The following is a 14,150-nucleotide window of genomic DNA, read 5'->3' as shown; positions in this document are numbered from 1 at the left end:
ACCATGAAAAATACTCTGTTTTCACTGTTCGCCCTGACCGCTGCGCTGAGCGTGCAGCCGGCCATGGCCGAGGACGGGCTGGCGTTGTTCAAGAGCAAACCCTGCGCCGCCTGCCATTCCATCGACGCCAAGGTCGTCGGCCCTGCACTCAAGGATGTCGCGGCCAAGAACGCTGGCGTACCCGGGGCCGTGGACACCCTGGCTGGCCGCATCAAGAACGGCACACAAGGTAATTGGGGGCCGATGCCAATGCCGGCCAACCCGGTAACGGATGAAGAAGCAAAAATTCTCGCGACCTGGGTACTGACACTCAAATAACCGCCTGGAGGGCGTCATGATGGTTTATCGACACGCTGTGATTCTGGCGGCCCTCCTCCTCATTTGCGCAACTGCGGTTGCGGCGCCGGACGCCCAGCGTCAGGCACAACTCGAACACTTGCTGACCCAGGACTGCGGGGCCTGCCATGGGTTGCACCTGACCGGTGGGCTGGGTCCCGAACTGACGCGCGCAGCGCTGGCCGGCAAGTCCAGGGACAGCCTGATTGCCACCGTCACCCAAGGTCGGCCCGGCACCGCGATGCCCGGTTGGGCCCCGTTGCTCAGCCCCGGCGACATCCGGTGGCTGGTCGATCTTCTTCTCCAGGGATACCCCGCACCATGATCCGTTCAATCCTGCTGTCAGCGGCGACCGGGCTGTTGTTGTCCGCTTGCGTTCAGCCACCGTTGCGTGGCACCGGCGATCTGGGCGTGGTCGTGGAGCGCGCCACCGGTAGCGTACAAATCATCGAAAGCGACACCCACACCGCGCTGGCCCGACTCAAGGGTTTCGGCGACCTGTCCCATGCGTCAGTGGTGTTCTCCCGCGACCAGCGCTATGCCTATGTGTTCGGCCGCGACGGAGGGTTGAGCAAAATCGATTTGCTGACCCGGCGTATCGACCATCGTGTGATCCAGGGCGGCAACAGCATTGGCGGCGCCATCAGTCAGGACGGCAAGTTGATCGCGGTGTCCAACTACGTGCCCGGCGGGGTCAAGGTCTTCGATGCCGAAACCCTGCAGTTGGTGGCCGATATTCCGGCCACACCCCTGGCCGATGGCAGCAAGCGCTCCCGGGTGGTGGGCCTGGTCGACGCGCCGGGGCAACGTTTTGTCTTCAGCCTGTTCGATACCGGCGAGATCTGGACCGCCGATTTCAGTCAGGTCAGCACACCGCAGATCAGCCGTTTCACCAACATCGGCCAGCAACCCTACGACGCCCTGATTACCCCCGATGGGCGCTACTACATGGCCGGCCTGTTCGGTGAAGACGGCATGGCCCAACTCGACCTCTGGCATCCAGAGCGCGGTGTGCAGCGGGTACTCGGCGATTACGGACGCGGCCAGGCGAAACTCCCCGTTTACAAGATGCCGCACCTGGAAGGCTGGGCCGTCGCCGATCACCAGGCCTTCGTGCCCGCCGTTGGCCGTCATCAAGTGTTGGTGATGGATGCGCGCACTTGGCAGCAGACCGCTGTGATTCCGGTCGCCGGTCAGCCGGTGTTCGTCACGTCGCGCCCGGACGGTCGACAGCTATGGGTCAATTTCGCCTACCCGGACAACGATCGGGTTCAGGTCATCGACACCGAAACCCATGCCGTAGTCGCGGATCTGAAGCCGGGGCCGGCGGTACTGCACATGGAATTCACCGCGCGCGGTGACCAACTGTGGCTGTCGTTACGCGACGGCGATCAGGTTCAGGTCTGGGATCCGTACAGCCTGAAGCTGCTAAACACCCTGCCGGCCTCCGCGCCGAGCGGCATCTTCTTCAGCAGTCGCGCGCAGAAAATGGGGTATTGAAATGAACCTTGAGCTGCTCAGTCGCCAACTCATCGACCGCTTCCAGCACGGCATGCCGCTGTGCCCGGCACCGTACAAGGAGATGGCGCGGATCCTCGGTTGCCGCGAATCGCAAGTCATGGCCTGCCTGGAAGAAATGGATCAGGCCGGCACCCTCTCACGGATCGGCCCGGTGTTCGAACACAGCCGCGCCGGGGCCAGCACCCTCGCCGCCCTCGCCGTGCCCGCCGAACGCCTGCAACAGGTGGCCGATCGCGTCAGTCAGTACCCCGAGGTCAATCACAACTACGCACGGGAGCACTTCTACAACCTGTGGTTTGTGCTGACCGGCCCTGATCGCCAACACATCGACCGGGTGCTCAAAGAACTTGAGCACGACACCGGCCTCATGCCGCTGGACCTGCCGATGTTGACCGCCTACCGCATCGACCTGGGCTTTGCCCTGGGAGAAAACTCATGACATCTAGATTGAGCCCCAAACAAGCGCTGGCGCTGCGTCGGCACCTCGAAGGCGGGTTGCCGTTGGTAGCGCGCCCCTATCAGGCTCTCGCCGAACGGATAAACACCGACGAAAACCACGTGCTCGAGCAAATGCGCCAGTGGAGCGAGCAAGGGCTGTTTCGCCGTGTCGGCCTGGTGCTGCACCATCGCGCGCTGGGCTTTACCGCCAACGCCATGCTGGTGCTGGACATTCCCGATGCGCTGATCGACGAAGTCGGCCAGCGCCTGGGGCGAGCGCCCGGCATTAACCTTTGCTATCAGCGGCCCCGGCGCTTGCCGCAGTGGCGGTACAACCTGTTTTGCATGGTGCACGGGCGTCAACGTGAACAGGTGGAGGCGCAGATTCAGGCGTTGCTGGAAGACCATCTGCTGAGCGACCTGCCCCATCAACTGCTGTTCAGCACTCAGGTCTTCAAACAGTGCGGCGGCCGCTTTGCGCCCTCGCGCACAGGAGCACCGACCCATGGATGACCTCGACCGTCGTCTGATCAACCGCTTGCAATTGGGCCTGCCGCTGGTGCGCCACCCCTGGCAGGCATTGGCTCTCGAACTGGAGAGCAGCAGCACTGAACTGCTCGACCGACTGCATGCCCTGCTCGATGACGGCGTGCTCACACGCTTCGGCCCAATGTTTGACATCGAACGGCTGGGCGGCGCCTTCACCCTCGCCGCGCTGGCGGTGCCGGAAGAACGTTTCGACGACGTCGCCGAGCAACTGCATGGCATGCCCGAAGTGGCGCACAACTACCGACGCGAGCACGCCTGGAACATGTGGTTCGTGCTCGGCTGCGCGACCGAACATGCCATCGCCGAGACGCTGCAGCGCATCGAAACCCTGACCGGCCTGCCGCTGCTCAACCTGCCCAAAGAGGAGACTTACCATGTCGGTCTGTATTTCCCGGTCTGAAGACACCCTCGCCCAGCGGCTGATCGCGTTGACCCAGGCCGGTCTGCCGTTGCTGGACGACCCTTGGGCCTGGCTCGCCGAACAGCTGGAACTAAGCATCGAATCCACCCTGGATCTGCTCAAGCGATTGCAGGCCGAGGGCGCGATTCGGCGGATCGCCGCCGTGCCCAATCACTACCGACTGGGCTATCGCCACAACGGCATGACGGTCTGGGATGTGCGCGACACCGACATGCCGCGCCTCGGCGCGCTGATCGGCGCGCAACCCTTCGTCAGCCACTGCTATCGCCGCCCGCGCCGAACCGACTGGCGTTACAACCTGTTCGCCATGGTTCATGGCCGCAGCAGCGATGAAATCAACAGCTACCGCGAGCACCTGCGCTACTTGCTGGGCGACGCCTGTGCCGCCGACGAGATGCTGGTGAGCAGCCGTATCCTGAAAAAAACCGGCTTGCGTTTAACGCCAGTCAGCTCAACGCAGACCTTGTAGCAGCTGGCGAAGCCTGCGTTCGGCTGCGAAGCAGTCGTGAAACCTGTGTGCGAGGTTTATCTGAAACACCGCATCGCCTGATTTCACGACTGCTGCGCAGCCGAACGCAGCCTCGCAAGCTCGACAGCTGCTACGGGCATTAGGCTTGCGTTTGCCTATCGCTTTGCGCTGAACACACCCTGACTCAAGGAGAGTTGCATGTTGAGGATCAGCCAATACCTGCGGGCGCTGGCCGGCCAGGCGCCTGCGCCCAGAACCCGTCCACCGGGCAGCAACCGCCCGCCAGTGGTGATCTGGAACCTGCTCAGGCGCTGCAACCTGACCTGTAAACATTGCTACGCCACCTCCGCCGACAGTGTCTTTCGCGACGAACTGGATACGGCCGCCGCGCTGACCGTGATCGACGACCTGCACGATGCCGGGGTGAAGGTATTGATCCTTTCGGGTGGCGAACCGCTGCTGCGCGAGGATCTGTTTGTGCTCAGTGCCTACGCCCGAGCCAAGGGTTTCTTTGTGGCCTTATCCACCAACGGCACGCTGATCGATGAGCAGAACATCGCGCAGATCAGCGCGGCGAATTTCGACTACGTCGGGATCAGCATCGATGGCCTGGAAGCCACCCATGACGCCTTCCGCCAACTCAAGGGCAGCTTCGCCCGTTCCATGCAGGCGATCCGGCTCTGTCGCGAACAGGGCATTCGCGTCGGCCTGCGCACCACCCTGACCCAGGAGAACCATGCGCAGCTGCCCCAGTTACTGGCGCTGATGCGCGAGTACGACGTGCAAAAGTTTTACCTGTCGCACCTCAACTACAGCGGTCGCGGCAAACGCAGTCGCAAACTCGACGCGCAACAGCAGATGAGCCGCGAGGCCATGACGCTGATCTTCGAGCGCGCCTGGGCAGACATCCAACAGGGTCGCGACAGCGATTTTGTCAGCGGCAACAACGATGCCGACGCCATTCTCCTGCTGCAATGGGCCGGCCTTCGTCTTCCCGAGCATTACCCCCGTCTGGAAAACATGCTCCGTGCCTGGGGCGGCAACGCCTCCGGCAGCGGCATTGCCAACATCGACAACACCGGCGAAGTGCACCCGGACACCTACTGGTGGCAGCACTCGGTGGGCAATGTCCGGCGCACACCCTTCCGCACGCTGTGGCTGGACCAGCCGGATGCCCTGCTGTTGCGCTTGCGTGAGCATCCCCGCGCCGTCGGCGGCCGCTGCGCCCAATGCCGCTGGTTGCACATCTGCAACGGCAATACCCGCACGCGCGCCTGGGCCGAGGGTGACCTCTGGGGCCAGGACCCTGGCTGCCACCTCAGCGATGACGAAATCGGTGTGCCTCCGTCAACGACCATTCCTTGCATCACCCACTGAATAGCCCGTCCGGCCAACCACCTGACAAAGGCTGGGGCCGGCCAACCTGATGAAGCACCAAGGACGTCCCATGCCTCCATCGATTGCTCTACCGGCCACCCTTCAGTCCCCGTTCAGACCGGGCGAAGTTGCCCTGGTCGGCGCTGGCCCCGGCGATCCACGCCTGCTGACCTTGCGCGCCTGGAGTCTGTTGATGCAGGCCGACGCCGTGGTCTATGACCGGCTGATCAGCCCCGAGCTGCTGACGTTGATTCCCCTCACCTGCGCCCGGCATTACGTCGGCAAGGCCAGCGGCTGTCACAGCCTGCCCCAGGAACAAATCAACGAACTGCTTGCCGACCTCGCCGATCAAGGACAGCGCGTGGTCCGGCTCAAGGGCGGCGACCCGTTTATCTTTGGCCGTGGCGCCGAGGAACTGGAGTACCTGCTGCAACGCGGTGTTGACTGCCAGGTCGTGCCGGGGATTACCGCCGCTTCCGGCTGCAGCGCTTACGCGGGCATACCGTTGACCCACCGCGACCTGGTCAATTCCTGCCGATTCATCACCGGCCATTTGCAACGTGATGGTGAGTTGTCGCTGCCCTGGAGCAGCCTCGCCGACAGTAGTCAGACGCTGGTGTTTTACATGGGGTTGTCGAACCTGGGGCTCATCGCTCAACGCTTGATCGAAGCCGGGCTGTCGGCCGATACACCGGCGGCGCTGATCAGCAACGGCACGCGTCCCGACCAGCACGTCGCCCGTGGCAAGCTGCACCAATTGCCGACCCTGGCGCTGGATTGTCCACCGGGCATTCCGACACTGACGGTGATCGGCACCGTGGTCGATCTGTTTGCCGCAGAACAACTGGAATACCCGGCGCGGCTTTACCCGGCTCAAGCACTGCAACGCCATGCCAAGGTGGCGACATGAGGCGCAGGGTCCTTGCCCAGGTGCTATGGGTCAGTGCGGCGCATGCCAGCGCAGCGGTTCCACTCCCGGGCGCGGCACTTGAACAGGCCGCGCAAAACTATCAGCAGCATTGTCAGAGCTGTCACGGCATTAACCGTCTCGGCGGTGCGGGGCCGGCGTTGTTGCCGGAGAGTCTCAGCCGAATCAAACCGGATGAAATTCGCCGCGTGATCCAGAACGGCCGCCCCGCAAGCCAGATGGCCGGCTATGCCAATGTATTCAGCCCCGCGCAGATCGACGCGCTGGTGGACTACCTTCAACAACCGCCCGCCATCCCGCCCACCTGGAGCAATGACGACATTCTCGGCAGTCATTCGCTGCTCGCGGATATCAGCAAACTGCCCACCACGCCCCAGCATGGCGCCGACCCGCTGAACCTGTTCGTGGTGGTGGAAGCCGGTGACCATCACATCGACATCCTCGACGGTGACCGCTTTGAGGTGCTGGCGCGGTTTGCGTCGCACTTTGCCGTGCATGGCGGACCGAAATTCTCGCCGGACGGGCGATTCGTCTACTTCGCCTCCCGTGACGGCTGGATCAGCCTGTATGACTTGCACAACCTGAAACTGATCGCCGAGGTTCGCGCCGGGCTCAACACCCGCAACCTGGCGGTGAGCAAGGATGGACGCTGGGTGCTGGTGGGCAACTATTTGCCCGGCAACCTGGTGGTGCTCGATGCCCGCGACCTGTCGCTGGTCAAAACCATTCCCACGATCGGTCAGGACGGCACCGCGTCACGGGTCAGCGCGGTCTACTCCGCCCCGCAGCGCGACAGCTTTATCGTGGCGCTCAAGGACGTCAAGGAAGTCTGGGAACTGTCCTGGGCCGGCACTCCAGATTTCGTACCACGACGAATCCGCGCCGAGGATGTGCTGGACGACTTCTCCTTTTCCCCGGACTACAAACAACTGCTAGCCACCTCGCGCAAGGCCCAGGGCGGTCAGGTGATCGACCTCGACAGCGGCAAGGTAGTCACCGACATCCCGCTGCCGGGGATGCCGCATTTGGGGTCGGGGACCTATTGGAAACGTAACGGTGAGTGGGTGTTCGCCACGCCGAATATCAGCAAGGGGCTAATCTCGGTCATCGACTTCAAGACCTGGAAACTGATCAAGGAAATTCCGACCCTGGGGCCGGGTTTCTTCATGCGCAGTCACGTCAACTCACGGTATGCCTGGAGCGACGTTTTCTTCGGGCCCGACAACGATGCGATCCACCTGATCGACAAACAGACCCTGGAGATCGCCCATACCTTGCGCCCGATGCCTGGCAAGACCGCCGCTCACGTCGAGTTCACTCGTGACGGCCGTTACCTGCTGCTGAGCATCTGGGCCACCGACGGCGCGCTGATCGTGTACGACAGCAACACCCTCAAGGAGATCAAACGCATTCCGATGAACAAACCCTCGGGCAAGTACAACGTCGGCAACAAGATCGAGTTTGCCGAGGGGACGTCGCACTAGCTCTTGTACCCCTACGCACTCCCTGTAGCAGCTGCCGAAGGCTGCGTTCGGCTGCGTAGCAGTCGTAAATCCTACCTCCTCGGTAAACCTGACACACCGCAGCGACTGATTTTACGACTGCTTCGCAGCCGAACGCAGCCTTCGGCAGCTGCTACGGACCGCGTAGCGCTTCTGATCGTTCCCATGCGTGGGAACGATCAGTGTCGGAACGGTTCCTGTTGCTTTGCTTTGGTTTTTGATCTTGATCTGCCCCGTCGGAAGGCCGAGCGCAGGTTCTGCGCAGTGGGCACCGCGGCAAGGATGCCGCGGTAGCCGCACCCGGCCCAGAGTGTGTCAAAACACCCAAGCAAACCCTTGCTATGATTCCCCAGGATTTCATCGCAAGGGTTGCCCATGAAACGCTTCATCCAAGGCGAACACCGAGGTCAAAGTACCTTGCTCCCCGAGAGCCTGGACGATTACGTCAGCGACACCAATCCGGTGCGTGTAGTCGATGTCTTCGTCGACGAGCTCGACCTGATCACCTTGGGTTTTGAAAGCGCTATCCCTGCTGAAACTGGCCGACCCGCTTACCACCCCGCAGTCATGCTGAAGATCTACATCTACGGCTATCTAAACCGCATCCAGTCGAGCCGGCGCCTTGAACGTGAGGCGCAGCGTAACGTCGAGCTGATGTGGCTTACCGGTCGCTTGATGCCGGATTTCAAGACCATCGCCAACTTCCGCAAAGACAACGGCAAGGCCATTCGAGGCGTCTGCCGTCAGTTTGTTGTGCTGTGTCAGCAGTTGGGGCTTTTCTCGGAAAATTTCGTCGCCATCGACGGCAGTAAATTCAAGGCGGTGAACCACCGCGACCGCAATTTCACCAGCGCCAAACTGAAGCGGCGGATGGAAGAAATCGAATCGAGCATTGCCCGTTATCTAACGGCGCTGGATGCGGCTGATCGGGAAGAGCCCAAGCCCTCTGGGCCTAAAGGCGGCTTGGAAGAGAAAATCGCCAAACTGAAGGAGCAGATGAAGGCGCTTCAGGAGATTGAAATACAGCTTGAAGCATCGCCGGACAAACAGATCTCGCTGACCGACCCGGACGCCCGCTCCATGATGACGAGCGGTAATGGAATCGTGGGTTACAACGTGCAGACGGCGGTCGATACCAAGCACCATCTGATCGTCGCGCACGAGGTGACCAATGTGGGTCACGACCGTGATCAGCTCAGCTCGATGGCCCAGCAGGCCCGTGAGGCGATGAAACTCGAATCGTTGTCGGTGGTGGCTGACCGAGGGTACTTCAAAAGCGGGGAAATCCTAGCCTGTCACGAGGCAGGAATTACCGCTTATGTGCCGAAGACGCTGAGCTCGCGCGCCAAATTCAATGGACGCTTCAACAATGATGTTTTCGTCTACGACGCAGACAAAAATGTGTACATCTGCCCCGCCAAGGAAGTGCTGATTTGGCGCTCCTCTTACGTTGATAAAGGCAAGAAGCTGGACAGTTACTGGAGTTCCAACTGCCGGGCCTGCTCGATAAAAGCGCAATGCACGCCGGCCAGAGAGCGAAAGGTTCGTCGCTGGGAGCATGAGGCGGTGCTGGAGGAGATGCAGGTTCGCCTGGACAATGCGCCGCAGATGATGAGCATCCGCAAGCGAACGGTCGAGCATCCCTTCGGGACGCTGAAACAATGGATGGGTGCAACCCATTTCCTGACGCGACGATTAGCCGGGGTGAGCGCCGAAATGAGTTTGAACGTGCTCGCTTATAACTTGAAGCGGGTGATGAAAATCCTCGGTGCGCAGAATCTAATGAAAGCGCTGTCGGCCTGAAAAGGCCCTTTTTGCCCAATTGACGGGCTGTAACGCGTTGTTAGCGGCCTTGAGAAGGGGCTGGAGCGACGAAGAACGCTTTAGGCTCAATGAGTCAGCCAACACTCGTCGGCGCTACGCGCCGACGATGCTTGAGCCTGTTTTTACACACTCTGGGCCATGGATGGCCGAGGGCGGCGGGCCCACGGAGCAGGACCGGAGCGAGGGCATGCCGAGCCTAGGCGAGGCACCGTACGTCAGGGGCAAGAGCGTTTGGTTACTTGGCGCTTTTCCAAGTGACCCGCCATAAGGGCGGAACCCTAAGTGGCCGTTACCGCAACAACGGATATGTACTCCGAGCGTAAACATTTACCCTTCAGCCCAAGGTGTAACCGTTGTCGACCTTCCAGTCCTGACCGTAAACACCCCGCGCACCCTGCGACAGCTGAAAGACAATCACATTGGCCACCGCCGCCGCGTCGAGAAAATGACCGGGCAGCAGGCGTTTGGTGAGGTGGGTAGCGGTGTCTTCAAGCTGATCTTCGCTCAACCCCAAGTTGTCCCACATCGAGGTCGCAGTCGGTCCCGGGGAGACCAGATTGATGCGCACATCAAAGCTCGCGAATTCCACCGCCAGCGTGCGTGCCTGAGCCGCGAGCGCGGCCTTGCTGGCAATGCAGGCGGCCAGCCCGGGGAAGCTCGAACCGGTCAGGAAACTCCCGACAAACACCACCGACGCCGGACTCGCCAATTCACCGCGCAACGCCGCCAGGGTGTTCAACGCTCCGGCGCCGTTGACCGCCCACTGGCGCTGGAAGGCCGACATATCCAGGCTGTCGGCCATTTCGGCGATCCCCGCGTTGGGCACCAGATAGTCCACGGGGCCTATCGCCGCAGCGCGCTCGGTCAGCTCGCGCAGGTCTTGCTGATTCGTGACGTCCCCGGCAAACCACTGCAACCGTTCGCCGTAGATCTGCTGCAAGGCCGGCAGTTCACCCAGGGTCCGTGACATCGCCAGCACCTTGACGCCGCGCGGTAACAGCGCGGCGCATAGCGCCAGGCCAATCCCGGAGCTGGCCCCCGTGACCACCGCCAAACGATCCTGAAACTCGGTTTTCATCATTTACTCCTGGACATCACGGATGCCTAGCACTGGGGACGTAGCGAACGCCTATCTTTGAGCAGGTGAAGAAATACCGACTTGACGGCGATCAGATTTTCGCGACGACGTTAGTGTTGCTGCTGCAGCAGCGCAGGAGTGATCTCGCTGAATCGCAGCAAACGACCACCCTGTTCTGCGGCAAGCTTTTCAGCGGCCTCGCGACCGGAGAACGACGCCAGCACCACGCCCATGGCGCCTTTGAGTTGGGTGCCGACCACGTAAAATGCATCTTTGGCATCGATCAGGTGGGCGTCATCCGGCGCGTTCCACGGGCTGCGGCCCATGTCGTGGACATACAGTTTTGAATCGCCATGATGATTTTCCGGCTGCAACCACCAACCGATCATTTCCGCCGTGGAACAGAATTTCTTGATCCCGGCCGGCTCGACCACTTCGCCCTTGGGCCCGGGGAATCCGTTGATGATCATCCCGCAGACATGGCATTCATCACTGGGATGAAAGGCTGCCGCGGCGTCGCTGTAGGTGGCTTGCGCCGGATTGTCACAGGCCGTCAGTAACAGACACATCATCAGAACCGTCACTGCGCGCACCGTCGTCAGATAAAACCTACTCATCGTCAACTACTCCAACACTATCAAAGGGGAAACTCATGTCGCCCGGCGACGGAACAACAGCCAGGCCGAGCCCAATGGCGCCGCCACCCACAGCGACAGGCACAGCCAGAGCATCGAGCCTGGCATCGGCAAATCGCTGCCCAGGGTCAGTACTCCAGCGGCATGGGCGCCGGGTTCAAAACCGGAAAGGTTGATCAGGCGATAGATGTCGGCGGGATTGAGCAACAGCAACCAGGGCAGCACTTTCGGGTTGAACTGCCCTTCGCTAAGCACCAGCAGCGCCAGCAGTGCCAGGTCGAACACCAGCACGAAGAAGAACCAGACGCCCAGCGCCAACCCGGCCGCCGTGGATTTCTCGGCAGACACACTGCTCAGCACATAGGCCAGCCCCAGAAAACCCCAGCCCAGTAACGTCGACGACGCCATGAAACGGCCAAAGGCCCAGAGCAACAGGCTCAGTTCGACATCGTCCACCAACACAGCAATCGCCAGCATCGCGCAGCCGAAACCGATCAGTGTCGCCAGCGCCAGGATCAGCCCGTGGCCGACAAACTTGCCGAGCAGAATCTGCCCGCGACCCAACGGGTAGGTCAGCAACAGCAGCAATGTGCCGCTCTCGTCCTCGCCGACGATGGCGTCATAGGCCAACAGCAACGCAATCAACGGCATCAAAAACGTTGCCAGACTGGCGAGGCTGGCGATGGTGGCCGGCACCGAAGTGAAACCCAATTGCCCGGAAGCCGCCGCGCCCAGCCAGGCGATGCCGATGGCCAGCACCGCGAACAACACACTGATCGCCAACAACCAGCGATTGCGCAAACCGTCACTGAATTCCTTGCGGGCCATGTTCCAGACAGCGTTCATACGGCCTCCCCGATCGACGCCGCACCGGCCCGGCTCATGTAGTAGCGGTAAATATCTTCCAGGGACGGCTGATGGATTTCCACGTCGACCGGTTCGTCTTCATTGAGCAGTTGGCGCAACAGCCCGAGCTTGCTGCCATTGAGCGCGGCCACTTCAAGACCTTCGACGCCCCAGCGCTCGGTGACGTGCCCGGCGTCGTTCCAACGTTGTTGCAAGGGCCCGGCGTGCTTGAGGCCGTTGGCGCGAATCAGCGTTGGCAACCCGGCTTCCTCACGCAAACTGTGCAGACTGCCGAGGGCCAGCAGGCGGCCCTGGGTCAGAATCGCTGCGCGGTTGATGTGCGCCTCGACGCCGGGCAATACGTGGGAACAAAGAATGATGCTGGTGCCTTGGCTGCGCAGGCGATCGAGCAAGCGATAAAGGTCCTGGGTAGCGATGGGATCGAGGCCGACGGTCGGCTCGTCGAGCAGCAACAAACGCGGCTCACCGAGCAACGCTTGCGCCAGCCCCAGGCGTTGACGCATGCCTTTGGAGTAGGTCTTGACCCGTCGATGTGCCGCACCGGCCAGGCCGACTTCCTCCAGCAGCACGTCCACCTGAGCGGACGCGGCGCCTTTGAGTCGCGCGAAATGGCGCAACGTCTCAAGACCGCTCAGCTGCGGGTAAAAAGTCACGTTCTCCGGCAGATAACCGAGCAGGCGCCGCACGTGGGGATCACTGGGCAAACGGCCGAACACCCTGACCTGGCCTTCGCTGGGCTGGAGCAGGCCAAGCACCAGTTTCATGCTGGTGGTCTTGCCCGCGCCGTTGTGCCCGAACAAACCCAGCACTTCACCTTCCGCCAGGCTGAGGTTGAGCTGATGCAACACGGTGGCATGCCCATAGCGCTGGCTCACGCCTTGGAGGTCGATGACGTTCATGAGGTGGGCTCCTGGGTCAGGGTTTGAGTGGATGACTTCATCAGCGGATGACTGTCGAGCACACCCGGCGACTTCATCACCGGAAAGGCCCGTTGCACCCAGCGCAGCAACTCGATACCGGGGCTGTTCATCAACAGCCGCACCTGCGGGTACAACCACAGCAGACGGTCGACGTTGTCATTGGGTTCGTAAGCGATATCGCCGAGGCCATCGTTGTTGCGGTCCCAGCCCAGGTAATCGCTCCAGTAATTGCCCCGGCCATCCGCCGACCATTCCTGCAAGCGGGTGGCGACGTACTTGACCTGCCGTTGATTGCCGACAAAAGCGTTGTCGGCGATGCGGTTATCTTCCGAGCCTGCGGTGAGATGGATGCCCACGGCGCTGTGCTGGAAGTGATTGTGTTCGATGCTGTTGAACAGCGAGTTGTAGATGAACAGCGCCTTGCCCTCGGCACCGCTGATCATGCTGTCGCCGGTCGAACCGTCGCGCACGTCAGTGACGAAGTTGTCACGCAAAGTCGAATAAGTGATGTAGTTCATCAGGATCCCGTAGTTCTGATCCTGTTCGGAGCGATTGCCGATCACCGTGAGCTTGCGGCTTTGCATCAAGGCGTAGCCGGTGCGGGTGCGGCGAGTGGTGTTGCCGATCAGCTGGTTATCGTTGGCGAACATGTAATGCACGCCGTAGCGCAGGTCTTCCAGGGTATTGCCCTGCAGCAAGTTGCCGTTGGAAGTGTCGATGTAAATGCCATCGCGGGTGTCGCGGACCTGATTGCCAATGACCTTGGCGCCATGCACGGCATACAGATGAATGCCGTTGCCGCGATCCTGCGAGCGCATCGTCGCATCACCTTGAATGCGGTTGTCGATCAGGCTCACATCCCGAGTACCATCGACCCAGATACCGAAGCCCCGACCTTGCAGGCGATTGCCTTTAATCATCGCGCCATAGGCCTTTGGCTGGATGAACAGCGCCGCGTTCATAGCGGTGAGATCGTGGCCCCAATCCAGAAAGGTGCAGCCCTCAATGCCGACATCCGGCGCACTGATGATCAAACCGTTGCCCTGCCCCTCTCCCTGGAACACCGCGCCCGGCTCGCAGACAATCTGCATCGGTTGATCGACGCTGAACGAGCCGCGGTATTCCCCCGCCGGCAGGTGCCAGCGTTGATCGGCGTCCACCTTCAACGGCAAGCTAGTGACGGGTTGTACCGCCGCCAGCGCGCTGCCGCCAAGCGACAGGAGCGCCAGCGCAATGACCTTCACGGGGGTTTGCTTGAAATCGGTCATTGGCCCGCTCCTGTCGA

Annotated in this window: 16 protein-coding genes; 11 read left to right on the top strand and 5 right to left on the bottom strand. The window is 61.4% G+C overall.

Going from position 1 to position 14,150, the window contains the following annotated elements; all coding sequences use genetic code 11:
* The first annotated feature begins 3 nt into the window (after positions 1-3).
* The 11 genes from ACYZT3_RS12715 (at position 4) to ACYZT3_RS12665 (ending at position 9,344) form a co-directional block, all read left to right on the top strand.
* Complete coding sequence (locus ACYZT3_RS12715; RefSeq protein WP_282383221.1) at positions 4-318, top strand: c-type cytochrome; 315 nt, start codon at positions 4-6, stop codon at positions 316-318.
* Positions 319-334: 16 nt separating this feature from the next.
* Positions 335-661 (top strand): c-type cytochrome, encoded by a 327-nt coding sequence (locus tag ACYZT3_RS12710; protein WP_282383219.1) that lies wholly within the window; start codon positions 335-337, stop codon positions 659-661.
* On the top strand, positions 658-1,836 hold the full coding sequence (locus ACYZT3_RS12705; protein WP_282383216.1) for a cytochrome D1 domain-containing protein: 1,179 nt from the start codon (positions 658-660) through the stop codon (positions 1,834-1,836). Before ACYZT3_RS12710 ends, ACYZT3_RS12705 begins: the two co-directional genes overlap by 4 nt.
* A 1-nt stretch (position 1,837) precedes the next feature.
* Positions 1,838-2,296 carry an Lrp/AsnC family transcriptional regulator gene (locus ACYZT3_RS12700; protein WP_282383213.1) on the top strand — a complete coding sequence of 153 codons (459 nt, stop codon included), beginning with the start codon at positions 1,838-1,840 and terminating at the stop codon, positions 2,294-2,296.
* On the top strand, positions 2,293-2,808 hold the full coding sequence (gene ahbB, locus ACYZT3_RS12695) for a siroheme decarboxylase subunit beta (RefSeq protein ID WP_282383210.1): 516 nt from the start codon (positions 2,293-2,295) through the stop codon (positions 2,806-2,808). Before ACYZT3_RS12700 ends, ahbB (ACYZT3_RS12695) begins: the two co-directional genes overlap by 4 nt.
* The gene (locus ACYZT3_RS12690; protein WP_282383207.1) at positions 2,801-3,244 is read left to right on the top strand and encodes an Lrp/AsnC family transcriptional regulator; all 444 of its coding nucleotides are present in this window, start codon (positions 2,801-2,803) and stop codon (positions 3,242-3,244) included. The genes ahbB (ACYZT3_RS12695) and ACYZT3_RS12690 overlap by 8 nt, the downstream gene beginning before the upstream one ends.
* Positions 3,219-3,734, top strand: coding sequence for a siroheme decarboxylase subunit beta (ahbB, locus tag ACYZT3_RS12685; RefSeq protein WP_282383204.1), 516 nt, complete (start codon positions 3,219-3,221; stop codon positions 3,732-3,734). The genes ACYZT3_RS12690 and ahbB (ACYZT3_RS12685) overlap by 26 nt, the downstream gene beginning before the upstream one ends.
* Before the next feature lie 198 nt (positions 3,735-3,932).
* A complete protein-coding gene (nirJ, locus tag ACYZT3_RS12680) occupies positions 3,933-5,111 on the top strand; it encodes a heme d1 biosynthesis radical SAM protein NirJ (protein ID WP_282383202.1) in 1,179 nt (392 codons plus the stop codon).
* A gap of 70 nt (positions 5,112-5,181) precedes the next feature.
* Positions 5,182-6,021: a uroporphyrinogen-III C-methyltransferase gene (cobA, locus tag ACYZT3_RS12675; RefSeq protein WP_282383200.1), complete on the top strand. Its 840-nt coding sequence runs from the start codon at positions 5,182-5,184 to the stop codon at positions 6,019-6,021.
* Positions 6,018-7,523 carry a cytochrome D1 domain-containing protein gene (locus tag ACYZT3_RS12670; RefSeq protein ID WP_462032198.1) on the top strand — a complete coding sequence of 502 codons (1,506 nt, stop codon included), beginning with the start codon at positions 6,018-6,020 and terminating at the stop codon, positions 7,521-7,523. The genes cobA and ACYZT3_RS12670 overlap by 4 nt, the downstream gene beginning before the upstream one ends.
* A 393-nt stretch (positions 7,524-7,916) precedes the next feature.
* Positions 7,917-9,344, top strand: coding sequence for an IS1182 family transposase (locus tag ACYZT3_RS12665; protein WP_282383490.1), 1,428 nt, complete (start codon positions 7,917-7,919; stop codon positions 9,342-9,344).
* Between the two features lie 355 nt (positions 9,345-9,699).
* On the opposite strand, the gene ACYZT3_RS12660 is transcribed toward ACYZT3_RS12665, so the two are convergent.
* From ACYZT3_RS12660 to ACYZT3_RS12640, 5 genes are all read right to left on the bottom strand, one after another.
* A complete protein-coding gene (locus ACYZT3_RS12660) occupies positions 9,700-10,443 on the bottom strand; it encodes an SDR family NAD(P)-dependent oxidoreductase (RefSeq protein WP_462032197.1) in 744 nt (247 codons plus the stop codon).
* 110 nt (positions 10,444-10,553) lie between these two features.
* Positions 10,554-11,060 carry a nitrous oxide reductase accessory protein NosL gene (locus ACYZT3_RS12655; RefSeq protein WP_282383391.1) on the bottom strand — a complete coding sequence of 169 codons (507 nt, stop codon included), beginning with the start codon at positions 11,058-11,060 and terminating at the stop codon, positions 10,554-10,556.
* Positions 11,061-11,093: 33 nt separating this feature from the next.
* Entirely contained in the window at positions 11,094-11,924 is an 831-nt protein-coding gene (locus ACYZT3_RS12650; protein ID WP_282383393.1) for an ABC transporter permease, read from the bottom strand.
* Positions 11,921-12,844, bottom strand: coding sequence for an ABC transporter ATP-binding protein (locus tag ACYZT3_RS12645; RefSeq protein ID WP_282383395.1), 924 nt, complete (start codon positions 12,842-12,844; stop codon positions 11,921-11,923). The genes ACYZT3_RS12650 and ACYZT3_RS12645 overlap by 4 nt, the downstream gene beginning before the upstream one ends.
* Positions 12,841-14,133 (bottom strand): nitrous oxide reductase family maturation protein NosD, encoded by a 1,293-nt coding sequence (locus ACYZT3_RS12640; protein WP_282383397.1) that lies wholly within the window; start codon positions 14,131-14,133, stop codon positions 12,841-12,843. Before ACYZT3_RS12640 ends, ACYZT3_RS12645 begins: the two co-directional genes overlap by 4 nt.
* Positions 14,134-14,150: the final 17 nt, after the last annotated feature.

This window comes from Pseudomonas sp. MDT1-16, assembly GCF_054898115.1.
This window is presented reverse-complemented; position numbering and strand designations above follow the sequence as displayed.

Bases quoted from the DNA above. Each gene is read 5' to 3' on its own strand.
- ACYZT3_RS12715 (WP_282383221.1), top strand. From the start codon at position 4: ATGAAAAATACTCTGTTTTCACTGTTCGCCCTGACCGCTGCGCTGAGC.
- ACYZT3_RS12710 (WP_282383219.1), top strand. From the start codon at position 335: ATGATGGTTTATCGACACGCTGTGATTCTGGCGGCCCTCCTCCTCATT.
- ACYZT3_RS12705 (WP_282383216.1), top strand. From the start codon at position 658: ATGATCCGTTCAATCCTGCTGTCAGCGGCGACCGGGCTGTTGTTGTCC.
- ACYZT3_RS12700 (WP_282383213.1), top strand. From the start codon at position 1,838: ATGAACCTTGAGCTGCTCAGTCGCCAACTCATCGACCGCTTCCAGCAC.
- ahbB (WP_282383210.1), top strand. From the start codon at position 2,293: ATGACATCTAGATTGAGCCCCAAACAAGCGCTGGCGCTGCGTCGGCAC.
- ACYZT3_RS12690 (WP_282383207.1), top strand. From the start codon at position 2,801: ATGGATGACCTCGACCGTCGTCTGATCAACCGCTTGCAATTGGGCCTG.
- ahbB (WP_282383204.1), top strand. From the start codon at position 3,219: ATGTCGGTCTGTATTTCCCGGTCTGAAGACACCCTCGCCCAGCGGCTG.
- nirJ (WP_282383202.1), top strand. From the start codon at position 3,933: ATGTTGAGGATCAGCCAATACCTGCGGGCGCTGGCCGGCCAGGCGCCT.
- cobA (WP_282383200.1), top strand. From the start codon at position 5,182: ATGCCTCCATCGATTGCTCTACCGGCCACCCTTCAGTCCCCGTTCAGA.
- ACYZT3_RS12670 (WP_462032198.1), top strand. From the start codon at position 6,018: ATGAGGCGCAGGGTCCTTGCCCAGGTGCTATGGGTCAGTGCGGCGCAT.
- ACYZT3_RS12665 (WP_282383490.1), top strand. From the start codon at position 7,917: ATGAAACGCTTCATCCAAGGCGAACACCGAGGTCAAAGTACCTTGCTC.
- ACYZT3_RS12660 (WP_462032197.1), bottom strand. From the start codon at position 10,443: ATGAAAACCGAGTTTCAGGATCGTTTGGCGGTGGTCACGGGGGCCAGC.
- ACYZT3_RS12655 (WP_282383391.1), bottom strand. From the start codon at position 11,060: ATGAGTAGGTTTTATCTGACGACGGTGCGCGCAGTGACGGTTCTGATG.
- ACYZT3_RS12650 (WP_282383393.1), bottom strand. From the start codon at position 11,924: ATGAACGCTGTCTGGAACATGGCCCGCAAGGAATTCAGTGACGGTTTG.
- ACYZT3_RS12645 (WP_282383395.1), bottom strand. From the start codon at position 12,844: ATGAACGTCATCGACCTCCAAGGCGTGAGCCAGCGCTATGGGCATGCC.
- ACYZT3_RS12640 (WP_282383397.1), bottom strand. From the start codon at position 14,133: ATGACCGATTTCAAGCAAACCCCCGTGAAGGTCATTGCGCTGGCGCTC.